We start from the raw sequence: 22,183 nt of genomic DNA, 5'->3' as shown, positions 1-22,183 counted from the left end.
ATCAGCCCTCCCCGCAGACCTTCAGCCCCTTCGGGGTGGCACAGGGCAGGTGGCCGTGGGCACTGATGACGTCCTGGCCGCGCCCCGACCGGAGGTAGGCGAGGAAGCCGGCGGTCAGGGAGTCGGCCGGGGGCGGGCCCCAGGTGTAGGCGTACTCGATCTCCCGGTAGGGGTAGGGGGATTCGCCCAGTTCGTCCACGGCGGCCCGGCGGCCGTCGACGGAGATCCGGTGCAGGCCCTTCCGCCCGTCGGTCGCGCGGAGTTCGGCGTAGCCGACGGCGCCGGGGAGCTTGGCGACGGTGGCGAGGACCTGTTCGGTGGAGTCGAGTTCGCAGCGGATGACCTTCGACTCGGGGTCGTCGGAGGTCCGGCAGTCCTGCGAGGAGTTGGCGGGCTCGTTGCGGTCGAGGACCCGGCGCTGGAAGACCTGCCGGGTGCCGGAGTTGGCGTCCCGGCTGACGAGGAGGACGGGCTGGTCGACGCCGGGGACGAGCTCGCCCCAGTTGCGGATCCCGCCCCGGTAGACGCGGCGGATCTGGTCCAGGGTGAGGTCGTCGACGGGTATCCCGTCGTTCACGACGAGGGTGAACAGGGAGACGGCGACCATGTTCTCCCGCAGTTCGGGGAAGCCGCCGGGCTTGCGCCCGTCGGAGAGGGCGATGACGGCGTCCCCCTCCGCCCCGGCCTGGGCGAGCTCCCGGATCCCGGCGGTCGAGCCGTGGACGTCCACGGTCACGGTGGAGCCCTCGCAGTCCTTCTCGTACTGGCGGGCCGCCTCCCGCAGGGCGGGGGCGAAGGCCGTCGAGCCGGTGACGGTGAGGGTGCCCCGGGCGCAGCCGATGGGCGGCGGGGTCTGCTCGCGGACGATGATCGCGGCCAGGGCCACGACGCAGGCGGTCAGGACGACAGTGACGTTCCGGGCGGTGGGGCTGAACCTGGGCGGCTTCTCGTCGGGCGTGGTGCTCCGGTTGCGCCGGATCGTGCCGCCCTGGAGGCTTCCGTCGATCTTGACGTCCCTGTCGGCGACGCCGCCGGAGAGCTGGACGAGCAGCTTGAAGTACTGCCCGCGTTCGAGGGCCACCTTGGGGACGAGGACGGCGTTGCCTTCCCGGCCGAGCTTGGGGGTGCGCTCCAGGTCGTCCCGGACGGAGTCCCAGCCGGCCGGGATGGTGGCGACCACGCCCTGGACGGTCCGCTCCCCGAAGGTGATCTTCAGGCCGTGGGGTTCGGTGGAGGCGCCGTAGTCCTCGGAGCTGATGTCGAGCTCGCGGTCGTTCTCGATGCGGAGGAGGACGAGCGTGGATCCGTTCGCGGGCGCGGCCATCCCCACGACCTGGCCCTCCCGCACCGTCATGACCTCGCTGTCCCGGTTCTCCTCCCGGTGGAGCGGGGTGTTGAGCTGCACGCGGTAGCCGAGCCGCTTGCGCTGCGGCGAGAACCGGTCGATCCAGACGACGGCGAGCGTGACCAGGACACCGACGAGGGCCGTCCCCACGGCGATGACGTTCTCTGCGGTTATCCACTCCATGGCCGGGACGGTACGTACGCCAGTGCGAGCGCGGGGGTGGTGTAGCGTCCCGCCGCCTGGACTTCGCCCTTCGTTCAGGGAGGCCTACTCGGGTGGACGGGCAGGGGTTGCCGGGGGTCTGGAGCATGGGTGTAATGGGCCACGAGGGGGCCTTCCGTGTGAGGAGTACCCCATGCGCTCGATGCGTGTCGTCGAAGTGACCGCCTACGGAGGACCCGAGGTCCTCAGAATGGCCCGCCGGCCCGAGCCGGAGGCCGGCGCCGTCCCGGGCAAGGTGCGGGTGCGGCTGAAGGCGGCCGGAGTGAACCAGGCGGACCTGCGGATCCGCGCGGGCCGGTACTCCGACGCGGTCGGCGACCTCAGGCCCCCCTTCGTCCTGGGAACGGACTTCGCGGGCAAGCTCCTCGACCCCGTGCCCGGGATGCCGGACGGGGCCCGGGTGGCCGGCTTCGTGCCCTGGTTCGAGATGCTGACGGGCGACGGCACGTACGCGGAGATCATCTGGGCCGACCCGGAGTGGCTGGCCCCGATCCCGGACGACGTGGACTTCACCGTGGCCGCCTCCCTCCCGCTGGCCTCGGCCACCGCCCAGCAGGGCCTCGAACGGCTCGGCCTCCCGGCGGGGGCGACACTGCTCGTGACCGGCGCGAGCGCGGTGGTGGGCCGCCTGGCGGTCCAGTACGCCCATGCCGCCGGACTGCGCGTGGTGGCCGTCGCCCACGAGGGCGACGAGCCCGAGCTGAGGGTCCTCGGCGCGGACCACGTCGTCACGCGCGGCGTCCCGGAGGACGTGGTCGCGAAGGTGCGCGCGGGCGACCCGGACGGCGTGGACGCGGTCTTCGACGGGGCGCTCATCGGCCCCGAGCTGCTCCCGGTGGTCAAGGACGGCGGAGCGTTCGCCGCGCTCGCCCCCGACCGGGTTCCGATCGCCGAGCGGGACATCCGCGTCGAGACCGTACGGGCCGTGCCGGACGCCGCCCGGCTCGCGGAGAGCCTGCAGAAGGTGGCCGACCGGGAGCTGACCACCCGGGTGGCCGACGTCATGCCCCTGGAGGAGGTCGCGGAGGCGCACCGCAGGGCGGAGGCGGGACACAGGCCGGGTCGGATGATCCTGATGATCTGAGTGTGATCCGGGTCACAGTGGCTGGACCTCAACTTTGGTTGAGGAAGAAGGATCTCCCTCACCGGCCACTGCGACCCAGGAGACCACCCCATGGCCACGCTGCTCCACATCGACACGTCCATCAACGGCGACGACTCCCACTCCCGCGCCGTCACCGCCGCCTTCCGCGAGGTCTGGGAGGCGGAGCACCCCGAGGGGACGGTGATCTACCGCGACCTCGCGGCGGAACCGATCCCCCACCTGGAGGCCGCCGCCTACTACGCCGACAGCACGGCACCGGCCTTCGCGCTGCGCGAGAGGCTGATCGAGGAGGCGGAGCAGGCGGACGTGATCCTGCTCGCCGCGCCGATGTACAACTACACGATCCCCTCCACCCTGAAGGCGTGGCTCGACCACGTCTTCCTCGTGGGCCGCACCTCGATCACCGAGAACCCCTCGCTCGCCGGCAAGCGGGCCGTCGTCGTCACCAGTCGCGGCGGCTCCTACCGCGAGGGCACGCCGCAGCACGGCAACGACTACGTCGAGAACTACCTGCGGCTGACCCTCGGTGACATGTTCGGCCTGGAGGTCAGCTTCATCACCCCCGAGCTGACCCTGGCCCCGCACGTCCCGGCGATGGCCGGGCTCGTCCCGCTCTTCGAGTCCTCCCGTACGGAGTCCCTCGCGGCGGCCGAGTCCCTGGCGAAGGAGTCGGCGGTGCGGCCGGCCGCGTGAGGGCACGCCCTCGGAGAACGACCCCACGGTGGCGCCGTGGGGTCTTTTTCTGGTCTAGACCTTGACAGGTTCAGACCAATCACGCTTCGCTGTGGCTTCCCACCCGGCCCCCCACCCGGAAGGAAGTGCGCACCATGCTGCGTAAGTTGGCCACCCTGATGGCCGCGCTCTGCACGGCCGTCGGCCTCGCCGTCCTCCTCCCCGCCGCCTCGGCGGGCGCCGCCCCCGCCTGCGTGGCCGCCTGGAACCCGGGCAGCGTCTACACGGGCGGCATGACCGCCTCGTACAACGGCCACAACTGGTACGCCAAGTGGTGGACCCAGAACGAACGCCCCGGCTCCTCGGACGTCTGGCGCGACGAGGGCGTCTGCGGCACGGGCGGTGGCGGCACGGACCCGAACCCCTCCGGATTCGTGGTCTCCGAGGCCCAGTTCAACCAGATGTTCCCGAACCGGAACCCCTTCTACACGTACGCCGGTCTCACCGCCGCGCTCAAGTCGTACCCCGGCTTCGCCACCACCGGCAGCGACACGGTGAAGAAGCAGGAGGCGGCGGCGTTCCTCGCGAACGTCTCCCACGAGACGGGCGGGCTCTACTACATCGTCGAGCAGAACACGGCCAACTACCCCCACTACTGCGACACGACCCGGCCCTACGGCTGCCCGGCCGGCCAGGCGGCGTACTACGGGCGCGGCCCGATCCAGCTGTCGTGGAACTTCAACTACAAGGCGGCCGGTGACGCCCTCGGCATCGACCTGCTGAACAACCCGTGGCGGGTCGAGCAGGATCCGGCCGTCGCGATGCAGACGGGCCTCTGGTACTGGAACACCCAGAACGGCCCCGGCACCATGACCGCGCACAACGCGATGGTGAACGGCGCGGGCTTCGGCCAGACCATCTGGGCCATCAACGGCAGCCTGGAGTGCAACGGCGGCAACCCGGCCCAGGTCCAGAGCCGGGTCACCAAGTACCAGCAGTTCACCCAGATCCTGGGGGTGCCCGCGGGGGCGAACCTGTACTGCTAGAGGGTCGGACCGGCGACGAACGCGGTCCAGGCGGCGGGCCCCACGACGAACGTGGGCCCGTCGCCGACCTTGGAGTCCCGGAGGTGGACGGCGTGGGGGGTGGTGGCGACTTCGACGCACTCCCCGCCGCCGCTGTCGCTGTAGCTGGACTTGAACCAGTGCAGGGTCTCGTTCATCTCCGTGCTCCCGCATCTCCTCGAAGATGCCCGTGTCGCCGCCGAGGGCGCGTTCGAGCTGGACGAGCATCTCGTCGCTCACCGGGTGGATCAGCCGCTCCATGGCGCTGACGGCCGCCCCCGTGAAGCCCGTCCGGGCGCCCAGCTGTTCCTGGGTCCAGCCCTTCTTCGTCCGCAATCTCTTCGCCACGGGGCCGCCATCCTGGCGGTGGGGCCGACCGTTTCCCTGTTTTCCGCTCGTGCCATTCACGTTCCCCATTCGGACTCAACCGATCTCAACCGGTCTCAACTGCTCCCCGCCGAATTCGACTGCGCGCGAGGCGCGTTGGCGCAGGTCAAAGGGGATCCGACGCGCCCTCCGCAGTCGTGGAAAACGCTGGCGCCGACGCGCGAACATGGTCCCGTGAATGAAGAGAATCAGGAAGTGAAGGCGGATTGGATTCCAGTTTCCGGATTCCAACTCCGTAAGGCGGGCGTACAATTCGACGCCGTTCGTGTCGACGGCGACGAGGGGCGTCGGCTGGCCGACTGGATGGAGGCGCTCACCGGGGGAGACCCGGGGCCCGTCGTCGTCGAGGCGAACGGCCGGCGCGGGGTCTACTTCCTCGTGCCGCCGGGCTCGACGGCCCACCGGACGTGGCCGCGCGGGGTGACGCGCTTCAACGCGGGCCCGGCCCACGTGAGCTACGTACCGGTTCCGGCCCTGAAGGGCAGGACCTGGCCCCTGGCATGGCGCTTCCCGCCGACGTGCGCGGACCGCTTCGTGCACCCGCTGCTGCTGCGGAGCGCGGTCGCCGAGCTGTTCACACCCTCTTGATCACCCAGGTCAGGGCGAGGGCGGGGGTCGGACAGGAGAGGAGGGCGTACAGCCGGTCGTGGCCCGCCACCTGGAAGTCCAGGGCCTTCGGGAGGAGCAGGAGCAGGCCGGTCAGCAGGATGGCGAGCGCGGGCAGGTGGACGCCGGGGCTGAAACGGCGCAGGTCGTGCACGTCGTCATCGTCGTAGGCCCCCTTCAGGGCGAATCCCGTGGCCAGGACCAGCGGCCAGATCAAGAGCCCGAGGAAGGCGACGAGGAACAGGCGGACCGTGGAACGCTTGCCGTTCTCGGTGACGGGGGTCCCGGGGTCGCGGGGCGCGAAGTAGACGTCGACCTTCGTCCCGGGTCTGGGCGCCTTGGAACGGGTGTACACGCCCCGGAGGGTGATCTCCCGGGGGCCGGCCTCGTACGGGATGCGCAGGGTGAGGTCGGTGAGGTAGTAGGGGTCGTGGTCCTCACCGCCCTCGTGGAACTCGGGCTCGCCCGCGAGGCGGACGACGGCGACGGAGTGCGCGTCGTACCCGGCGCGCTCCAGACGCTCGGTCTCGCGGCCGTAGGAGCCGCTGACGTTGAAGGCCGTCACGAAGGCGGCGAAGGTGGCGAGGGGGACGCCGAAGCAGAGCACGTACCGCAGGACGGGGTTCGGGTTCCGCGTGTCCGGGCGGGACTTGCGCAGCGGGTCGCGGTCACGGGCCTCGGCGCGGTGGGAGGCCACCACCCAGCCCACCGCGAAGAGCGCCGAGAGCCCGGCGAGGAGCAGCTCGGGGACGAGCGGTGGGTACGGCGAGACGCCCCGGAAGGTGACCACGACGGCGGCCGCCCCACTGAGGACCATGCCCCAGCCGGTGAGGGTCGTGGCCACGCTACGGGCTGACGTGCTCATGGCGTGCAGCTTAGGCCTCCCGGTGGACGTGATCGCCGGCCGAGCGCCCCCACGGGCGGCTCACCGGCCCGACCGGCAACGTGTCGGGTCCGCCACGGTCTCGGTGGACAAGATGGTGATGGCCCGTCCCACCTGCGGTTCCTTACCCTCGACCCCATGACCCCTCATGTCGAACCCGATCCCCAGGCCGGCGCGGCCGTCAAGGCCGCCGACCGCGCGCACGTCTTCCACTCCTGGTCCGCCCAGGGCCTGATCGACCCGCTCGCCGTGGCCGGCGCGGAGGGTTCGTACTTCTGGGACTACGACGGCAACCGCTACCTCGACTTCACCAGCGGCCTCGTCTACACGAACATCGGCTACCAGCACCCCAAGGTCGTCGCCGCCGTCCAGGAGCAGGCCGGGAAGCTCGCGACCTTCGCGCCCGCCTTCGCCGTGGACGTCCGCTCCGAGGCCGCACGCCTCATCGCCGAGCGCACCCCGGGCGACCTGGACAAGATCTTCTTCACCAACGGCGGCGCCGAGGCCGTCGAGAACGCCGTCCGCATGGCCCGGCTGCACACCGGCCGCACGAAGCTGCTCTCCGCCTACCGCTCGTACCACGGCGCCACCTCCACCGCGATCAACCTGACCGGCGACCCGCGCCGCTGGGCCTCCGACACCGCCTCCGCGGGCGTCGTGCACTTCTGGGCGCCGTTCCTCTACCGCTCGCCCTTCTACGCCGCCACCGAGGCGGAGGAGTGCGCGCGGGCCCTCCAGCACCTGGAGGACACGATCGCCTTCGAGGGTCCGGCGACGATCGCCGCGATCATCCTGGAGACCGTGCCCGGCACCGCCGGCATCATGACCCCGCCGCCCGGCTACCTCGCCGGCGTCCGCGAGATCTGCGACAAGTACGGCATCGTCTTCATCCTCGACGAGGTCATGGCCGGCTTCGGCCGCACCGGCAAGTGGTTCGCCGCCGAGCACTTCGACGTCGTCCCCGACCTGATGACCTTCGCCAAGGGCGTGAACTCGGGTTACGTGCCGCTCGGCGGCGTCGCCATCAGCGCCGAGATCGCCGCCACCTTCGACAAGCGCCCCTACCCCGGCGGCCTGACCTACTCCGGTCACCCGCTGGCCTGCGCCGCCGCCGTCGCCACCCTCCAGGTGATGGAGGAGGAGAAGGTCGTCGAGCACGCCGCCCACATCGGCGAGACCGTCCTCGGCCCGGGCCTGCGCGAGCTCGCCGAGCGCCACCCGTCCGTCGGCGAGGTCCGCGGCATGGGCGTCTTCTGGGCGCTCGACCTGGTCAAGAACAAGGAGACCCGCGAGCCGCTCGTCCCGTACAACGCCGCCGGCGAGGCCAACGCGCCGATGGCCGCCTTCGCCGCCGCGGCGAAGAAGCAGGGCCTGTGGCCCTTCGTGAACATGAACCGCACCCACGCCGTTCCCGCCTGCAACGTCTCCGAGGCCGAGGCCAAGGAGGGCCTGGCGGCCCTGGACGCGGCCCTCGCGGTCGCCGACGAGCACACCGCATAACCGCAGTACCCGGGAGGTCCCCTCCCTCTGGACTAGGGTGTCCGGAACCGTACGGAGGGGACCGACCACATGCCCGCGAGCGGAGCTGTCACGCGCAACACCTTGCGACAGCAGATCGCGGACGCGCTCCGTGACGAGGTGCTCGCGGGCCGTCTCCAGCCCGGCGAGGAATTCACCGTCAAGCAGATCGCCGAGCAGTACGGGGTCTCCGCCACGCCCGTCCGCGAAGCCCTCGTCGACCTCTGCGCCCAGGGCCTCCTCGACTCCGACCAGCACCGCGGCTTCCGCGTCCACCAGTACTCGATCGACGACTACCGGGGCATGGTCGAGGCCCGGATGCTCGTCGTCGACGGCATCTTCCGCCGGCACGCCCCCGCGACGACCCCGCCGCCGCCCGCCCCGGAGCCCGAGCTCGGCATCGGCGTCGCGCTCGTCTCCGTGCGCCGCCGGGGCGAGGCCGCCGCCCGCGCCGCCCGCGCCGGGGACCTCGACATCCTCATCGGCTACGACATCCGCTACTGGCGCGAGCTGGGCCGCCTCGTCTCCGCCAACGACTACATCGCCGACTTCCTGCACCGGCTCCGCGTCCAGGCCTGGGTCTTCTCCGTGCCCTACCTGCGCTCCGAGCGGGACGTCCTCGGCTGGCTGTGGAGCGGGCACGTGGACCTGGTCGACGCGATCACCCGCGGCGACGCGGAGGCGGCCGTCGAGGTCGTCCGGGCCTACAACGCCCACTCGCTGGAATGGGCCGACCGCCTGGAGGCGCGGGCCCTGCGCTGACGTGCCGGGCGGGCGGGGCCCGGGCACGCGGAGGACCGGCGACGGCCGGCCGGGTCCTGAGAGGACCCTTCGGGTTGAGGCCGGGCATCCGGGGGCAGGTCATCGGCGGGTGGGCGTCGTCGGCCCGGCCGACTACCCTGGCCGTCCCTGCAACTGACGGAGAGCGAGCCTCCCTTGGCCTGTGACCTGTGGCTGGTCCCCCTCGTCGACGTGCTGTGCCACAGCCCCGACAATCCCTTCGCCGAAGAGATAGCCGCCTACGACGCCGTGCTGAGCGCCTCGGGCCTGCCGACCGTGCCCGTCTACGCGTACATGCCGGGCCTCTCCGGCGATGTCGCCCCGGTCGCGGGCTTCGACTACACGGCCCTGCACTTCCTGCGCCGCGCCTACCTGCTCCGGGTCTGCGGGCTGCCGGTCGAGCCCGTCGACGAGCTCGGCGGGGACTACGAACAGCTCCTGGAGATGTTCGAGACGACCGCCCAGCAGTCCCACCTGGTCTGGCACTACGACCACGCGGGCGCGTACGTGCCGGTGGACTTCCCCGTGCCGCTCGCCAACGACGAGCTCCTCGAAGGCGGCGGCCCGCTCGGCTCCTCGTACGGGCTGCTGCGGGAGCTGGAGTTCGTGGCGCCCTCGATCGGCATCGACCCGGCGAACCCGCCCGCGGCCCCGCAGGCGCCGGAGCGGCCCACCACGCTGGAGGAACCGGCCGCGGCCGTGCCGTACGACGGCCACCCCTTCGCCCGGGAGCGGCACGTCTGGCTGGGGCTGCACGCGGCGGCCACCCGGAGCCTCGCCCAGGGCTCGATGATCATCCTGAGCTGAGGTCTCCCGGAGCAGGTCTGCGCCGGGGTCCCCGGAGCGGCCCGCGTCAGCGGGTCTCCGGGGGCCGCTGGCGCGGCATGTTCGGCCGGGTGCCCGGCGGCAGCGGGAAACGGGCCGAGGGGTGGGAGCTCTCGGTCCTGGGCGGGACCACGCCGACGGACTGGAGCGCCAGCGGCGCCGGACCCGAGCGGAATTCGACCATCCAGTCCGCGGTCTCCGCCCGCACCAGCTCCGTCACGTCCTCCGAGAAGCGGCGCAGCACGCCGAGGCAGCGCTCGGCCGCCTCGCTCGCCGTGCCCTCCGTGGGGCCCAGCACCTCCCGGACGCTCTCCGAGGCCCAGTCGAACTGCAGCGCCTGCAGCCGGCGCTGCACGGCCTGGGCGGTGGCCACGTCCCTTATCCAGCCCGAGGTCAGCCCGAAGTAGCGGTCGCAGGCCAGGCAGGCGGCGCCGAGCAGCAGCGACAGATAGCCCCAGCCCGAGGTGCCGTCGGCGACCCCGGTCAGGTCCAGCAGCGGGAGCGCGGCGCCCGCGATCACCCCCGCGGCCGTGCCGAGCCGCAGGATCCGGGCGGCCCGGCGCTTCCAGACGCGGTCGGAGAGGTACCACTCGGCGGTGCGCAGGGCGTTGTTCTCGACCCAGCGGTACAGCTCGTCGAGCCGCTCGGCCGGCTCGCCCCAGTCACCCAGGGGGAAGGGCGTACCGGTCAGATCGCGGTGGACGTCTCCCCCGGGGGGCCCCGGTGGCTGCATCTCCGGCTGCTGGCTCACCGGGGGACTCCTCTGTTCAGCTCAGCGCTCGTGTCCTGCTGTGACGTGCGGTGCACGTGGTGCCTGCCCTTCCTACCGCCGAATGGTGGGCGATGGGCCCGGAATCCCGGGATTTCCGCCCGCAAGAGGGTGTTGATCAGGTAGAGGAGCCCGCAGTTTCTCACTCGAAAGAGTTGCGTCGGCGCCCCGGTCCGCGACCACGTAGGCTCGGCATACCGACATATCGAACCTGAGGAGTGACCGTGATCCCCGGTGGTGGCCAGCCCAACATGCAGCAGCTTCTCCAGCAGGCCCAGAAGATGCAGCAGGACCTCGCCCGGGCCCAGCAGGAGCTCGCGGCGACCCTGGTCGACGGGCAGGCCGGCGGCGGCCTGGTCAAGGCGACCGTGACCGGTGCCGGCGAGCTGCGCGCCCTGGAGATCGACCCCAAGGCGGTCGACCCCGAGGACACCGAGACGCTGGCCGACCTGATCGTCGCCGCCGTGCAGGCCGCCAACGACAACGCCCAGCAGCTCCAGCAGACCAAGCTCGGCCCGCTCGCCCAGGGCATGGGCGGCATGCCGGGCCTCGGCTTCTGAGCCCCTTCTAAGGCTCGCTTCCAGCCACTACCGTAAGAATCAAGCACTCCGAGAGAGGCGTTCCGTTGTACGAAGGCGTGGTTCAGGACCTCATCGACGAACTGGGCAGGCTGCCCGGCGTCGGTCCCAAGAGCGCGCAGCGGATCGCCTTCCACGTCCTCCAGGCGGAGCCCACGGACGTCCGACGTCTCGCGCACGCCCTTCTGGAGGTCAAGGAGAAGGTCAGGTTCTGCGCGGTCTGCGGGAACGTGGCGCAGCAGGAGCAGTGCAACATCTGCCGCGACCCGCGCCGCGACCTGACCGTCATCTGCGTGGTCGAGGAGCCCAAGGACGTCGTGGCGATCGAGCGGACGCGCGAGTTCCGCGGCCGGTACCACGTCCTCGGCGGCGCCATCAGCCCCATCGAGGGGGTCGGCCCCGACGACCTGCGCATCCGCGAGCTGCTCGGGCGCCTCGCGGACGGCACCGTCACCGAGCTGATCCTCGCGACCGACCCGAACCTGGAGGGCGAGGCCACCGCGACGTACCTGGCGCGGATGATCAAGCCCATGGGACTCAAGGTGACCCGGCTCGCCAGCGGCCTTCCGGTCGGCGGCGACCTGGAGTACGCCGACGAGGTGACCCTCGGCCGTGCCTTCGAGGGGCGGCGGCTGCTAGATGTATGACGACAGGGCCGGCGCGCGCCGCGCGCTCTCAGGGAGGCTGCTCGATGTCTGATCCCACACTGCACTCCGTCACGCAGGACCCGGACGACTTCGCGGTCCAGATCGCCGACTCGATCGAGAGCTTCATCGTCGCGACGACCGAGGTCGCCAAGGGTGACGAGCCGGACAGCGCGGTGCCCTTCCTGCTCCTGGAGATCTCCCAGCTGCTCCTGGCGGGCGGCCGGCTCGGCGCGCACGAGGACATCGTCCCGGACGAGCGGTACGAACCGGACACGGGCCCCGAGCCGGACGTCGACGACCTGCGCGAGCGGTTCGCGGTGATGCTGGAGCCGGTCGACGTCTTCTCCGAGGTCTTCGACCCGTACGAGCCGCGCAAGGCCCCGGTGCCGGCCCGGATCTCCGACAACCTCGCCGACATCGTCACCGACCTGCGCCACGGCCTCGCCCACTACCGCGCGGGCCGCACCAGCGAGGCGCTGTGGTGGTGGCAGTTCTCCTACTTCTCCAACTGGGGCCCCACCGCCTCGGCCACCCTCCGCGCCCTCCAGTCCCTCGTCGCCCACGTCCGCCTCGACCAGCCCCTCGCGGCCCTCGACGGCCTCGACACGGACGAGGACCTCACCGAGGACGACCTCGCGGAGGAGGCGGGCCGCGTGATGCTGGAGGAGATCGCGACCCCGCTGGGCCTGCGGATCCGGTCGCTCAGGAAGTAGCGCGCCGGCCGGCCGGCGGCCGATCGCCGGCCGATCGGCCGCCGACGGGCCCGGGTGATCACTCCGCGAGCAGCGCGTCTCATCATTCGATATCACCCTGGCGTTTCCAGGTCCCTCGATAGACTGAGTCGATCGCAGCGCCGGCTGCGGCACAGACTGAGCGAGGAGCGCACGTGGGCCTTGTCGTGCAGAAGTACGGAGGCTCCTCCGTTGCCGATGCCGAAGGCATCAAGCGCGTCGCCAAGCGGATCGTGGACGCCAAGAAGAACGGCCACCAAGTGGTCGTCGTGGTTTCCGCGATGGGCGACACGACGGACGAGCTGATCGATCTCGCCGAGCAGGTATCCCCGATCCCTGCCGGACGTGAGTTCGACATGCTGCTGACCGCCGGAGAGCGGATCTCCATGGCCCTGCTGGCCATGGCGATCAAAAACCTGGGCCACGAGGCCCAGTCGTTCACGGGCAGCCAGGCAGGCGTCATCACCGACTCGGTCCACAACAAAGCGCGCATCATCGATGTCACGCCGGGCCGGATCCGTACCGCCCTCGACGAGGGCAACATCGCCATCGTCGCCGGCTTCCAGGGCGTGTCCCAGGACAAGAAGGACATCACCACGCTGGGCCGCGGCGGTTCCGACACCACCGCCGTGGCGCTCGCCGCGGCGCTCGACGCCGAGGTCTGCGAGATCTACACCGACGTCGACGGTGTGTTCACGGCCGACCCGCGCGTCGTGAAGAAGGCGAAGAAGATCGACTGGATCTCCTTCGAGGACATGCTGGAGCTCGCCGCCTCCGGCTCGAAGGTGCTGCTGCACCGCTGCGTCGAGTACGCACGCCGTTACAACATCCCGATCCACGTCCGCTCGTCCTTCTCTGGGCTGCAGGGCACCTGGGTCAGCAACGAGCCGCAAGGGGACCGCAAGGTGGAGCAGGCCATCATCTCGGGCGTCGCCCACGACACCTCCGAGGCGAAGATCACCGTCGTCGGCGTCCCGGACAAGCCGGGCGAGGCCGCGGCCATCTTCCGCGCCGTCGCGGACGCCGAGATCAACATCGACATGATCGTGCAGAACGTGTCCGCGGCCTCCACCGGCCTCACGGACATCTCCTTCACCCTCCCCAAGGCCGAGGGCCGCAAGGCCATCGACGAGCTGGAGAAGGCGAAGGCCGCGATCGGCTTCGACTCGCTGCGCTACGACGACCAGATCGGCAAGATCTCCCTGGTCGGCGCGGGCATGAAGACGAACCCGGGCGTCACCGCCGACTTCTTCAAGGCGCTGTCCGACGCGGGCGTGAACATCGAGCTCATCTCGACCTCCGAGATCCGCATCTCGGTCGTCACCCGCGCCGACGACGTCAACGAGGCCGTGCGCGCCGTCCACACCGCCTTCGGCCTGGACAGCGACTCGGACGAGGCCGTCGTCTACGGAGGCACCGGACGATGAACCCGAAGCCGACGCTCGCGGTCGTGGGAGCGACCGGGGCGGTCGGCTCGGTGATGCTCCAGATGCTCACGCACCACGCGGACGTCTGGGGCGAGATCCGCCTTCTCGCCTCCCCCCGCTCGGCCGGCCGCAAGGCCCCCGTCCGGGGGGAGGAGTGCGAGATCCTCGCACTGAGCGAGGAGGCCTTCGAGGGCGTCGACCTGGCCCTCTTCCTGGTGCCCGGGGACGTCGCCGCCCACTGGGCGCCGATCGCCGTCTCCCAGGGCGCCGTCGTCGTGGACACCTCCGCGGCCTTCCGCGCCGACCCCGACGTGCCGCTCGTCGTCCCCGAGCTCAACGCGCCCGCCGCGCGGCTGCGCCCCCGGGGCATCGTCGCCGGTCCCGGCTCCACCACCCTCGCGCTGATCGTCGCCGTGGGCTCCCTGCACGCCGAGTTCGGGCTCGCCGAACTCGTCGTCACCGCCCAGCAGGCCGCCGGCGACGCCGGACAGGCGGGCATCGACGCGCTCCGCGCCCAGCTCGGCCTGGTGGCCGCCGACGGCGACCTGGGCACCCGCCCCGGAGACGTACGGCGCGCCGTCGGCGAGAACACCGGTCCCTTCCCCGGCCCCCTCGCGCTCAACGTCCTGCCCTGGTCGGGCACCCCCGGCGCCGACGGGGCCTCCTCCGAGGAGGAGGCCGTCCGCGACGAGACCCGCCGCGTCCTCGGTCTCCCCGGCCTCCGGATCGCCACCACCTGCGTCCGCGTCCCCGTCGTGACCGGGCACTCCGTCTCCGTGCACGCGCGCTTCGAGCGCCCCGTCCCGGTCGGCCGCGCCCACGAGGTCCTGGCCACCTCGCCGGGGGTCGTGCTCTGCGACGACCCCGCCGCCGGCGACTTCCCCACCCCCGCCGACGTCGTCGGCACCGACCCCGCCTGGGTCGGCCGGGTCAGGCGCTCCCTCGACGACGAGTGCGCGCTCGACTTCTTCGTCTGCGCCGACAACCTCCGCAAGGGCGCGGCCCTGAACGCGCTTCAGATCGCGGAATCGCTTGTCACGGATTTGCGTGATCTGTGAACGACCTGTGAGCAAAAAGGCGTCAGATACCCCTTGAACTGCGGCGATGCCGTGTTCGACGATGCACTTCCCCCGTACTGCAACCAGAGTTGGGCGGGGCGCGTCTCTGCGTGCACCCACCACCGTGTGGCGCGGGACACGCGGAAAGCGGGGCATCGGGGGAGAACGGTTACGCATGAGGACGAACAAGTCGCCGTCGAAAAGGGCGGCCCGCGCGTACAACCCTGCCGGGGGGAAGCGTGTCCAACAAGCGTGGCAGAGGTACTCGACATCGCGACCATCGCTCCGTTGCGCGGCGCGGGAACGGCGGTGCTCCCCGTGCGGAGCAGCGCCGTCGTCCCCGTACGCGGCTCCGCGGTCCGTCCGCTCAGGCGCCCGCGCGCGCTCGGCGGCATGCCGGTGATCGCCCCCGTGCCCACCGGATCCCGCACCGACGGCGTGGACGGCATCCCGTCGCCCCGCCGGAGCACCGAGACCGCCCCGGCCGCCGGAACCACCGTCGACCACCTCACCGAGACCTACCGCGCCCACTACCGGTCGCTGCTCGGTCTCGCCGCGCTGCTCCTCGACGACACGGCCTCCTGCGAGGACGTCGTCCAGGAGGCCTTCATCCGCGTCCACTCGGCCCGCAAGCGGGTGCGCGAGCCGGAGAAGACGCTCGCCTACCTGCGCCAGACCGTGGTGAACCTCTCCCGGTCCGCGCTCCGCCGCCGCATCCTCGGCCTGAAGCTGCTGTCCAAGCCGATGCCGGACATGGCCAGCGCGGAGGAGGGGGCGTACGAGCAGCTGGAGCGCGAGGACCTGATCAAGGCGATGCGCGGACTCCAGCGGCGCCAGCGCGAGGTGCTCGCCCTGCGGTACTTCTCCGACATGACCGAGGTCCAGGTCGCCGAGACGCTCGGCATATCCCTGGGCTCGGTGAAGGCGTACGGTTCGCGGGGCATCGCGGCGCTGCGCGTCGCGATGGGAGCGACGACATGAGCGAGGCACCCCGCGGGGACGGCGTGGCCCACGAGAAGCGTGACGGCGACGACGTCCCCGAGAGGCATGCCGCCGGGACGGCGCGCGAGGACGACACCGCGTCCGCCGCGGCCCCGGCCCCCGCCTCGGAGAATCCCGACGCCCTGGATGAACGTGACGAGCTGAGTGGACAGCGCATGGTGAAGATCGAGCCCGGATCCGGCGAGGGCGACGACGAGCTCGCGCTGCGACGGCTCTTCCAGGACGCCGTGGGCGGCATGGAGCCCGCCCTCGGCTCGCTGGAGCACCTGCGCCGTGCCGTGCCCGCGCGGCGCGCCCGCAAGCGGCAGGCCATCGTCGGCGCGGCGGCCGCCGCCGTCCTCATCGGCACGGCCGTCCCCGCCTTCGTGCACGTCGCCTCCTCGGGCGGCCTCTCCGCCGCCAATCCGGTGAACGCCGGCCACGGCGAGCAGGCCCAGGGCGGCACCGGCACCGAGACCGGCGTCGAGGGAGGCCAGAGCTCCAAGGCTCCCGCCGCCGGCGTCTCGTCGAGCCCCGACGGGGCCGACGGCGCCTCCGGCAAGCCGCAGCAGCCGGGCGCCGGCGCCTCCGGCGGCGGCCCGCACCAGACGCTGGGCGCCGACCCCGACACCACCCCGCGGTGCACCGCCGACCAGCTCGGCGTCGCCGGCGAGGGAGCCGGCGGGCCCGACGCCGAGGGCAAGGTCCACGGCACCTTCCGCATCTCCAACGTCTCCGGCCGCACCTGTCTGGTGGACGGCGCGGGCATCGTCGGCTTCGAGGCCAGGGGGGCGGCGGACCCGGGCCGGATCTCGGTGGTCCGGCACACCTCGGGCGACGGCAGCGGACTGCCCGACCCCTCGCAGGAGTCGCTCGCGATCGCGCTGAAGCCGAGCGGCAGCTACGAGGTGAAGTTCGTCTGGGTGCCGAGCGAGACCTGCCCGACGACCGGCACCACTCCGACCCCCACGCCGACCACCCCGACCGAGCCGACCGCCCCCCCGACCCCGACGGCCACGCCGACGCCGACCCCGACGGACGACCCGACGAGCGGGGCGGGCGGGGCGGGCGGCACCGACACCGGCGGCGCCGGGGTGGGCGCCGGTACCGAAGAGGGCGCCGGGGCGGCGCCCCAGCTGCTCGGCGAGGACGGCGCTCCGGCGGACGGCAGCGTCGTGGTCACCCACACCGCGGAGCCGGGCGGCCCCACGGCCTCGGCCGTCATCCCGAACGCCTGCGCCGGCACCATCTACCGCACCGGCACCCTGGCCGGCTCCTGAGCCCCACGGCCCTCGGCTCGTGAACCGACGGCCCGGCGGCCGGGTGCCCACCGGCTCGTGAGCCTGCGGGCCGGCGGTCGGGTGGCTGTCGGCTCGTGAGCCCGCGGCCTGGCGGTCGGGTGGCAGCGGGGCCTTGAGCGTGCGGCCCGACGGCTGCCGGGTTCTGGACCCGCGGCCGTGCGGCCCGGCGGCTGCCGGCTCCTCAGCTCGTGGCCGAGGGCCCGGTGGGCCGGAGGGCCGGGACCTTCGGGTCCTGGGCCCGAGTCTTGGGCCCAGGACCTGGCCCCGCCCGGCCCTGGCCCCGGCCCCGGGCCTCTCCGGCCCCGGCCCCGGCCCGTCGTGGTGGGGCCGCGGCCTACAGGCCCAGTGCCTCGTCGCGGGAGGCCTCCGCCTCGCGGCGTACGAGGCGGAACCACATGAAGACGACGAAGCCCGCGAAGACGAACCACTCCGCCGTGTAGCCCAGGTTCTGGAAGGCCTTCGCGTCCAGGCCCGTGCCCGCCGCGGCCACCGCCGGGACCGGCGTGAGCCCGGCGGGGGAGTCCGCGAGGGTGATCCAGGCGTCGTAGACGTCGTCCGTGACCACGTTCACCAGGGACGCCGCGCTGATCATGCCGAGCTGCCCCTCGGGCAGCCCGCCCGCCGCGTGGACGCCCTTCGTGCCCGGGTTCTCCGAGGCCTGGAGCGCGCCCACCACCGTCACCTCGCCCGACGGCGGGGCGGGAGCCTTCGCGCCCGTGGGGAGCCAGCCCCGGACCACCGGCAGCGACCGTCCGCCGTCGGTCTTGAGCAGCGTCAGGACGTACGAGCCGGTGCGCCCGTCCAGCTCGCGGTCCGGCACGAGGAACTGCTCCCCGAACCGGCCGCGCGCCTGCGCCGAGCGGCCCGAGGTCTCCTTGTCCACCGGCAGCAGGGAGTCCAGCGGCTCGGCCTTCTCCGTGCTCGCCGCGGGCCGCCGCTCGGCCTCCCGATGGGAGTCGACGCGGTCCTCGAACTTGCCGAGCTGCCAGGTCCCCATGAAGACGCAGAACGGGATCGCGAGGAGGACGAAGACGTTGATCCCCCACCAGCGGGGCGTTCTCAGGAACCGGTACACGCCCCCCACGGTACGCAAGCGGACCCCGCACCCCGACGACCGGGTCCCCGGGCGCCGGACGGTCAGGCCGAGCCCGCGGCGCCTCCCCGGACCGGCGGGGTGGTCCCCAGGTGTCTCGCCGCGAAGTCCAGGTCCAGGGCGACCTGCTTGATCCGCTCCTCCACCACCAGGGAGCCGTGGCCCGCGTCGTACCGGTACACCTCGTGGACCGCGCCCCGGGCCGCCAGCCGGTCGACGTAGTTGTCGATCTGCCGGATCGGGCAGCGCGGGTCGTTGACGCCCGCCGACACGTGCACCGGGGCCTTCACCGCGTCCACGTAGGTCAGCGGCGACGAGGCCGCGTACCGCTCGGGAACCTCCTCCGGGGAACCGCCCAGGAGCGTCCGGTCCAGCGCCTTCAGGGCCTCCATCTCGTCCTCGTACGCCGTGACGTAGTCCGCGACGGGCACGGCCGCGAGACCGACCGCCCAGTCGTCCGGCTGGGTTCCCAGACCGAGCAGCGTGAGGTAGCCGCCCCAGGAGCCGCCGGCCAGCACGAGCCGCGCCGGGTCCGCGAGGCCGCTCTCCACGGCCCAGGAGCGGACCGCCGCGATGTCCTCCAGCTCGATCAGTCCGACCCGGTGCTTGAGCGCGTCGGTCCACTCCCGGCCGTACCCCGTGGAGCCCCGGTAGTTGACCCGCACCACCGCGTACCCGTGGTCCACCCAGGCCGCCGGGCCCGACGCGAAGGCGTCGCTGTCGTGCCAGGCGGGGCCGCCGTGCACCTCGAAGACCGTCGGGAAGGGGCCCTCGCCCCCCGCCGGACGCTGCACGAGCGCGTGGATCCTGCCGCCGGGGCCGTCCACCCACACGTCCTCCACGGGCACCGACGGCGGCGCCTTGGGGCCGGGCGGGTCGAGGACGACGCCGCCGGCCGTGGAACGCACCACCGGCGGCTCGGCGGCCGAGGACCACAGGTACTCCACGGAGCCGTCGGGCCGGGCCGTCGCGCTCGACACCGAACCGGCCGGGGTCTCCACCCGGACCAGGGCGCCGGTCGCGATCTCGTACCGCCACAGCTCGCTGCGGGCCTCGAAGCCGTGCACGATCAGCAGGCCCGAGCCGTCCGGATACCACTCCGCCGACACGTCGCCCGGCAGATCGAGCCGCAGGTCGGTCTCGGTGCCCGTCGCCACGTCCCAGAGCATCGGCTCCCAGCGGCCGCGCCGCTGATGGCCGACGAGCAGCCGGGTGTCCCCGGCCAGCGGGGCGAAGCCGAGGACCGTGAGCCCCAGCTCCTCCGTGCCGTCCTTCGTGTCGTCGAGCTCGGCCACCACGCCCGCGTCCGAGGCGCGCAGCACGCGCAGCGCCGAGTGCATCGCGTCGCCGTGCTCGGTGTGCTCGATCGCGATCAGCGAGCCGTCGTGGGACAGGTCGCCGACGCCGGCCGACTCCCGGTGCCGGTAGATCTCGACCGGGGCGCCGGCCCCGGGCCGTACGAGATGGACCGTCGAGCCCTCCTCGTCCGTGGAACGGCCCACCACGACCGTGCCCTCCCGGCCGATGGCGAGCCCGGCGGGGTAGGACGGGGCGAGGCCGGGCACGGCCGGCTCGTCCTCGCCGCCCGCGAACGGCTGGCGCATCCACACCCCGAACTCGTCCCCGTCGGTGTCCGCGAACCACCAGATCGAGGCGCCGTCCGGCGACAGCACCCCGTCCGTCGTCCCGTTCGGCCGGTCCGTGACCTGCCGCTGCCCGCCGCTCGCCCGGTCCCAGGCGTACAGCTCGTACGTCCCGGTCGCGTTGGACACGAAGAGTGAGCGGTCCGGGGCCTCCTCGGCCCACTCGGGCAGGGAGACGCGGGGTGCCCGGAAGCGCTGCTCCCAGAGCGGAACGTCTGCGTTCGTCTCGTACTTACTCTCAGTCATGGCCCCCATCATGCTCCGCGCCGCGGACAATCGGGTCGCGTCGCCCGCAACCTGTGGATAACCTCGCCGACATGTACTCTCCGACGCCCGACGACTGGCACGAGGCCAACCGCGCGAAGTGGGACGAGCGCGTCCCGATCCACGCCGCCAGCGAGTTCTACGACCTCGACGCCTTCCGCGCGGGCAAGGACGCCCTGCGGGACTTCGAGCTCGCGGAGGTCGGCGACGTCACCGGCCGCTCCCTCCTCCACCTCCAGTGCCACATCGGCCTGGACACCCTCTCCTGGGCCCGCCACGGCGCCTCGCACGTCGTCGGCCTGGACTTCTCCGAGCCGGCCGTCGAGACCGCCCGCTCGCTCGCCGCCGACCTGGGCCTCTCGCAGGAGCGGGCCGCCTTCGTCGCCGCCGACGTGTACGACGCCGCCGAGGCCGTCCCGGACCGGTCGTACGACGTCGTCTACACCGGCACCGGGGCGCTGAACTGGCTGCCCGACCTCGACCGCTGGGCGGAGACCGCCGCCTCCCTCGTCGCCCCGGGCGGCTTCCTCTACGTGGCCGAGTTCCATCCGCTGACCGACTCGCTCGACGACGAGACCGGCAGCCGGGTCGTGCACGACTACTTCGTCCGCGACCCGTGGGTGGACACCACCCCGGGGACGTACGCCGACCTCGACGCCGTCACCCTCCACAACCGCAGCGTGGAGTGGGTGCACCCGGTCGGCGAGGTCGTCACGGCCCTCGCGAGGGCCGGTCTGCGCATCGAGTTCCTGCACGAGCACGACGCCTCGCTCTTCCCCCGCTACGGCGCCCTCCAGCGGCACGAGGACGGCTACTACCGCTTCCCCGCGGACCGCCCCCGCATCCCCCTGATGTACTCGGTCAAGGCGTCCCGCCCGGCCTGATCCGGAAGTTCTCGGTCAGGACGCCCCGCCCGGCCCGATCCTGATGACGGCACGCCCGCCGCCGAGGTCCACCGTCGAGTGGCGCGGCGGGGCGCCGTCCTCCTCGTCGTCGCGCAGCACCAGGGCGCTCTGCCGCTCCTTGAGCTCGTTCTGCTTGCCCTGCGAGAAGGTGGCGTGCAGCTGCTCGAAGCCCGTCGAGGAGACCTGCCCGGTGCGCTTGCCGCGTCCGGTCATGCGCAGGAACTGATCGGCGAAGGCGATCACGGTCAGCAGGATGACCAGGCCGGGCAGCGTGACGAACACGGCGAACTCCATGCGCCCATCAGAACACGCGCCGAGTGCCCTGTCAGGGGCCGGTCTCCGGCCGCACGTGGTGGGTGCGCCGTCCGTCCGGCCCGAGGACCTGCGCGCCGATCTTGTGGGTGCGCAGGGACACCGCGGTGCCCGTGATCCGCAGCGCCGGCGCGGCCCGCACCAGCGCCGCCGTCACGTCGTGGAGCTCCTCGACCGTACGGAGCCACATGGCGAGGGCCAGGTTGTGCGGGCCGGTGACCGAGGTGATCACGCGGGTCTGGCGGAGCCGGGTCAGCGAGGCCACCGACTCGGCCACCTCCAGGGGCGGTACGTCCGCCGTGACCAGCGCCCACACCGGCCGCCCGGAGAAGCGCGGGGCCGGCAGGCAGTGGTGGTGGACGGCACCGGCCGCGCCGAGGACGTCCAGTCTGCGGCGCACGGTCGACTCGCTGGTGCCGCACTGCCGGGCCAGTTCGGCGGCGCTGCGCCGGGCGTCCCCCGCCAGCTCCGCGACGATCCGCTGGTCGAGCTCCGTGACCAGCGGGTACGCGCGCGTGGAGGGCCGGGGCCGCCGGTCGCCGCCGGTGAGCTCGGCGAGGTGCTGCGTCTGCGCCGGGGTGAGCTGCTCGATCCGCGAGCGGTACGGGCGGTTGTGCAGCTGGGTGACGACCTGCGTGCGGGCCCTGAGGACCCCGGGGAGCCGTCGCACCCGGCCGGCGAGGTAGCCGTCGAGGGCGTGGAGGTCCGGGCAGTTGACGAGCAGCACCAGATCGGCCTCGCCGGTCACCTGGTGGACGCCGAGGGTGCACGGATCACCCGCGACCTCGATCGCGGTGGCCTCGGCGGCCCCGGCGACGCACTCCAGCTCCACCCACGCGTACAGGGTGGCCTCCGTACCGCGCCGGGCGGCGAGCAGCGAACTCCAGGCGTACCCTCCGGCGGTGAGGGTCTCCCAGCGCCGGGCGAGCGTGTCCGGGCTCACCGCGAGCACGCCGGAGAGCTGCGTCCAGCTGGCCCGCGGCGCCAGCTGCAGTGCGTGGATCAGTGCCAGATCCACCTCTCCCAGGACGGATTCCCTGGTATGCATGTGCCTCCTTGGTCGATCC

At 72.5% G+C, this 22,183-nt stretch carries 23 protein-coding genes and 1 pseudogene; 15 read left to right on the top strand and 9 right to left on the bottom strand.

Annotated features, from left to right (window positions below):
- Nucleotide 1 precedes the first annotated feature (1 nt).
- The gene (locus ACFYUZ_RS05635) at nucleotides 2-1,528 is read right to left on the bottom strand and encodes a substrate-binding domain-containing protein (protein WP_389306567.1); all 1,527 of its coding nucleotides are present in this window, start codon (nucleotides 1,526-1,528) and stop codon (nucleotides 2-4) included.
- A gap of 172 nt (nucleotides 1,529-1,700) precedes the next feature.
- Between ACFYUZ_RS05635 and ACFYUZ_RS05630 the strand changes: the two genes are divergently transcribed.
- The 3 genes from ACFYUZ_RS05630 to ACFYUZ_RS05620 all read left to right on the top strand — a co-directional run bounded on the left by ACFYUZ_RS05630 (nucleotide 1,701) and on the right by ACFYUZ_RS05620 (nucleotide 4,390).
- Complete coding sequence (locus tag ACFYUZ_RS05630) at nucleotides 1,701-2,651, top strand: NADP-dependent oxidoreductase (RefSeq protein WP_389306566.1); 951 nt, start codon at nucleotides 1,701-1,703, stop codon at nucleotides 2,649-2,651.
- Nucleotides 2,652-2,741: 90 nt separating this feature from the next.
- Nucleotides 2,742-3,365 carry an FMN-dependent NADH-azoreductase gene (locus ACFYUZ_RS05625; protein ID WP_389306565.1) on the top strand — a complete coding sequence of 208 codons (624 nt, stop codon included), beginning with the start codon at nucleotides 2,742-2,744 and terminating at the stop codon, nucleotides 3,363-3,365.
- Between the two features lie 134 nt (nucleotides 3,366-3,499).
- Nucleotides 3,500-4,390 (top strand): glycoside hydrolase family 19 protein, encoded by an 891-nt coding sequence (locus tag ACFYUZ_RS05620; RefSeq protein WP_389306563.1) that lies wholly within the window; start codon nucleotides 3,500-3,502, stop codon nucleotides 4,388-4,390.
- Here the strand turns inward: ACFYUZ_RS05620 and ACFYUZ_RS05615 are convergent.
- Nucleotides 4,387-4,566 (bottom strand): DUF397 domain-containing protein, encoded by a 180-nt coding sequence (locus ACFYUZ_RS05615; RefSeq protein WP_389306562.1) that lies wholly within the window; start codon nucleotides 4,564-4,566, stop codon nucleotides 4,387-4,389. The two genes, ACFYUZ_RS05620 and ACFYUZ_RS05615, sit on opposite strands and share 4 nt — an antisense overlap.
- A 94-nt stretch (nucleotides 4,567-4,660) precedes the next feature.
- Nucleotides 4,661-4,825 (bottom strand): annotated as a pseudogene (locus ACFYUZ_RS05610) (helix-turn-helix domain-containing protein); the annotation flags it as partial.
- Between the two features lie 165 nt (nucleotides 4,826-4,990).
- Here ACFYUZ_RS05610 and ACFYUZ_RS05605 point away from each other — a divergent pair.
- Nucleotides 4,991-5,383 carry a hypothetical protein gene (locus ACFYUZ_RS05605; protein WP_389307016.1) on the top strand — a complete coding sequence of 131 codons (393 nt, stop codon included), beginning with the start codon at nucleotides 4,991-4,993 and terminating at the stop codon, nucleotides 5,381-5,383.
- Here ACFYUZ_RS05605 and ACFYUZ_RS05600 read toward each other — a convergent pair.
- Nucleotides 5,370-6,266, bottom strand: a complete 897-nt coding sequence (locus tag ACFYUZ_RS05600) for a hypothetical protein (protein WP_389306561.1) — start codon at nucleotides 6,264-6,266, stop codon at nucleotides 5,370-5,372. The two genes, ACFYUZ_RS05605 and ACFYUZ_RS05600, sit on opposite strands and share 14 nt — an antisense overlap.
- A 156-nt stretch (nucleotides 6,267-6,422) precedes the next feature.
- On the opposite strand from ACFYUZ_RS05600, the gene ACFYUZ_RS05595 reads away from it, so the two are divergent.
- The 3 genes from ACFYUZ_RS05595 (at nucleotide 6,423) to ACFYUZ_RS05585 (ending at nucleotide 9,389) form a co-directional block, all read left to right on the top strand.
- A complete protein-coding gene (locus ACFYUZ_RS05595; protein ID WP_389306559.1) occupies nucleotides 6,423-7,784 on the top strand; it encodes an aspartate aminotransferase family protein in 1,362 nt (453 codons plus the stop codon).
- A gap of 69 nt (nucleotides 7,785-7,853) precedes the next feature.
- Complete coding sequence (locus tag ACFYUZ_RS05590; protein ID WP_389306558.1) at nucleotides 7,854-8,564, top strand: GntR family transcriptional regulator; 711 nt, start codon at nucleotides 7,854-7,856, stop codon at nucleotides 8,562-8,564.
- A gap of 174 nt (nucleotides 8,565-8,738) precedes the next feature.
- Nucleotides 8,739-9,389, top strand: coding sequence for a hypothetical protein (locus ACFYUZ_RS05585; RefSeq protein WP_389306556.1), 651 nt, complete (start codon nucleotides 8,739-8,741; stop codon nucleotides 9,387-9,389).
- Nucleotides 9,390-9,435: 46 nt separating this feature from the next.
- On the opposite strand, the gene ACFYUZ_RS05580 is transcribed toward ACFYUZ_RS05585, so the two are convergent.
- Nucleotides 9,436-10,140: an SLATT domain-containing protein gene (locus ACFYUZ_RS05580; RefSeq protein WP_389307015.1), complete on the bottom strand. Its 705-nt coding sequence runs from the start codon at nucleotides 10,138-10,140 to the stop codon at nucleotides 9,436-9,438.
- 260 nt (nucleotides 10,141-10,400) lie between these two features.
- Here ACFYUZ_RS05580 and ACFYUZ_RS05575 point away from each other — a divergent pair, with 260 nt between their 5' ends.
- From ACFYUZ_RS05575 to ACFYUZ_RS05545, 7 genes are all read left to right on the top strand, one after another.
- On the top strand, nucleotides 10,401-10,736 hold the full coding sequence (locus tag ACFYUZ_RS05575) for a YbaB/EbfC family nucleoid-associated protein (protein WP_093878766.1): 336 nt from the start codon (nucleotides 10,401-10,403) through the stop codon (nucleotides 10,734-10,736).
- A gap of 65 nt (nucleotides 10,737-10,801) precedes the next feature.
- Complete coding sequence (recR, locus tag ACFYUZ_RS05570; RefSeq protein WP_389306555.1) at nucleotides 10,802-11,401, top strand: recombination mediator RecR; 600 nt, start codon at nucleotides 10,802-10,804, stop codon at nucleotides 11,399-11,401.
- 44 nt (nucleotides 11,402-11,445) lie between these two features.
- Entirely contained in the window at nucleotides 11,446-12,114 is a 669-nt protein-coding gene (locus tag ACFYUZ_RS05565) for a DUF5063 domain-containing protein (protein ID WP_389306554.1), read from the top strand.
- A gap of 173 nt (nucleotides 12,115-12,287) precedes the next feature.
- Nucleotides 12,288-13,559, top strand: a complete 1,272-nt coding sequence (locus ACFYUZ_RS05560) for an aspartate kinase (protein WP_030690843.1) — start codon at nucleotides 12,288-12,290, stop codon at nucleotides 13,557-13,559.
- On the top strand, nucleotides 13,556-14,617 hold the full coding sequence (locus ACFYUZ_RS05555) for an aspartate-semialdehyde dehydrogenase (protein WP_389306553.1): 1,062 nt from the start codon (nucleotides 13,556-13,558) through the stop codon (nucleotides 14,615-14,617). The genes ACFYUZ_RS05560 and ACFYUZ_RS05555 overlap by 4 nt, the downstream gene beginning before the upstream one ends.
- Before the next feature lie 252 nt (nucleotides 14,618-14,869).
- Nucleotides 14,870-15,598: a SigE family RNA polymerase sigma factor gene (locus ACFYUZ_RS05550; protein WP_389306552.1), complete on the top strand. Its 729-nt coding sequence runs from the start codon at nucleotides 14,870-14,872 to the stop codon at nucleotides 15,596-15,598.
- The gene (locus ACFYUZ_RS05545; RefSeq protein ID WP_389306551.1) at nucleotides 15,595-16,878 is read left to right on the top strand and encodes a hypothetical protein; all 1,284 of its coding nucleotides are present in this window, start codon (nucleotides 15,595-15,597) and stop codon (nucleotides 16,876-16,878) included. The genes ACFYUZ_RS05550 and ACFYUZ_RS05545 overlap by 4 nt, the downstream gene beginning before the upstream one ends.
- A 355-nt stretch (nucleotides 16,879-17,233) precedes the next feature.
- Here ACFYUZ_RS05545 and ACFYUZ_RS05540 read toward each other — a convergent pair whose 3' ends face one another.
- Nucleotides 17,234-17,974, bottom strand: coding sequence for an SURF1 family protein (locus ACFYUZ_RS05540; RefSeq protein ID WP_389306550.1), 741 nt, complete (start codon nucleotides 17,972-17,974; stop codon nucleotides 17,234-17,236).
- 62 nt (nucleotides 17,975-18,036) lie between these two features.
- Nucleotides 18,037-19,890 (bottom strand): prolyl oligopeptidase family serine peptidase, encoded by a 1,854-nt coding sequence (locus ACFYUZ_RS05535; protein WP_389307014.1) that lies wholly within the window; start codon nucleotides 19,888-19,890, stop codon nucleotides 18,037-18,039.
- Between the two features lie 62 nt (nucleotides 19,891-19,952).
- Here ACFYUZ_RS05535 and ACFYUZ_RS05530 point away from each other — a divergent pair, with 62 nt between their 5' ends.
- Entirely contained in the window at nucleotides 19,953-20,783 is an 831-nt protein-coding gene (locus tag ACFYUZ_RS05530; RefSeq protein WP_389306549.1) for a class I SAM-dependent methyltransferase, read from the top strand.
- A gap of 15 nt (nucleotides 20,784-20,798) precedes the next feature.
- Here ACFYUZ_RS05530 and ACFYUZ_RS05525 read toward each other — a convergent pair whose 3' ends face one another.
- Both ACFYUZ_RS05525 and ACFYUZ_RS05520 read right to left on the bottom strand, forming a co-directional pair.
- On the bottom strand, nucleotides 20,799-21,098 hold the full coding sequence (locus tag ACFYUZ_RS05525) for a DUF6191 domain-containing protein (RefSeq protein ID WP_389306547.1): 300 nt from the start codon (nucleotides 21,096-21,098) through the stop codon (nucleotides 20,799-20,801).
- Between the two features lie 31 nt (nucleotides 21,099-21,129).
- Nucleotides 21,130-22,164 (bottom strand): Lrp/AsnC family transcriptional regulator, encoded by a 1,035-nt coding sequence (locus ACFYUZ_RS05520; protein ID WP_389306546.1) that lies wholly within the window; start codon nucleotides 22,162-22,164, stop codon nucleotides 21,130-21,132.
- Between the last annotated feature and the right edge of the window lie 19 nt (nucleotides 22,165-22,183).

This window comes from Streptomyces sp. NPDC004266, from assembly GCF_042874095.1.
In the GTDB taxonomy this organism is placed as follows: domain Bacteria; phylum Actinomycetota; class Actinomycetes; order Streptomycetales; family Streptomycetaceae; genus Streptomyces.
The sequence above is the reverse complement of the archived record's forward strand: the minus strand, read 5'-3'. Positions and strand labels throughout refer to the sequence as shown.

What these genes read in the sequence shown, in the direction of transcription:
- ACFYUZ_RS05590 (WP_389306558.1), top strand. Translation starts at nt 7,854, where the DNA reads ATGCCCGCGAGCGGAGCTGTCACGCGCAACACCTTGCGACAGCAGATC.
- ACFYUZ_RS05600 (WP_389306561.1), bottom strand. Translation starts at nt 6,266, where the DNA reads ATGAGCACGTCAGCCCGTAGCGTGGCCACGACCCTCACCGGCTGGGGC.
- ACFYUZ_RS05530 (WP_389306549.1), top strand. Translation starts at nt 19,953, where the DNA reads ATGTACTCTCCGACGCCCGACGACTGGCACGAGGCCAACCGCGCGAAG.
- ACFYUZ_RS05520 (WP_389306546.1), bottom strand. Translation starts at nt 22,164, where the DNA reads ATGCATACCAGGGAATCCGTCCTGGGAGAGGTGGATCTGGCACTGATC.
- ACFYUZ_RS05535 (WP_389307014.1), bottom strand. Translation starts at nt 19,890, where the DNA reads ATGGGGGCCATGACTGAGAGTAAGTACGAGACGAACGCAGACGTTCCG.
- ACFYUZ_RS05555 (WP_389306553.1), top strand. Translation starts at nt 13,556, where the DNA reads ATGAACCCGAAGCCGACGCTCGCGGTCGTGGGAGCGACCGGGGCGGTC.
- ACFYUZ_RS05595 (WP_389306559.1), top strand. Translation starts at nt 6,423, where the DNA reads ATGACCCCTCATGTCGAACCCGATCCCCAGGCCGGCGCGGCCGTCAAG.
- ACFYUZ_RS05565 (WP_389306554.1), top strand. Translation starts at nt 11,446, where the DNA reads ATGTCTGATCCCACACTGCACTCCGTCACGCAGGACCCGGACGACTTC.
- ACFYUZ_RS05525 (WP_389306547.1), bottom strand. Translation starts at nt 21,098, where the DNA reads ATGGAGTTCGCCGTGTTCGTCACGCTGCCCGGCCTGGTCATCCTGCTG.
- ACFYUZ_RS05630 (WP_389306566.1), top strand. Translation starts at nt 1,701, where the DNA reads ATGCGCTCGATGCGTGTCGTCGAAGTGACCGCCTACGGAGGACCCGAG.
- ACFYUZ_RS05545 (WP_389306551.1), top strand. Translation starts at nt 15,595, where the DNA reads ATGAGCGAGGCACCCCGCGGGGACGGCGTGGCCCACGAGAAGCGTGAC.
- ACFYUZ_RS05620 (WP_389306563.1), top strand. Translation starts at nt 3,500, where the DNA reads ATGCTGCGTAAGTTGGCCACCCTGATGGCCGCGCTCTGCACGGCCGTC.
- ACFYUZ_RS05580 (WP_389307015.1), bottom strand. Translation starts at nt 10,140, where the DNA reads ATGCAGCCACCGGGGCCCCCCGGGGGAGACGTCCACCGCGATCTGACC.
- ACFYUZ_RS05625 (WP_389306565.1), top strand. Translation starts at nt 2,742, where the DNA reads ATGGCCACGCTGCTCCACATCGACACGTCCATCAACGGCGACGACTCC.
- ACFYUZ_RS05635 (WP_389306567.1), bottom strand. Translation starts at nt 1,528, where the DNA reads ATGGAGTGGATAACCGCAGAGAACGTCATCGCCGTGGGGACGGCCCTC.
- ACFYUZ_RS05615 (WP_389306562.1), bottom strand. Translation starts at nt 4,566, where the DNA reads ATGAACGAGACCCTGCACTGGTTCAAGTCCAGCTACAGCGACAGCGGC.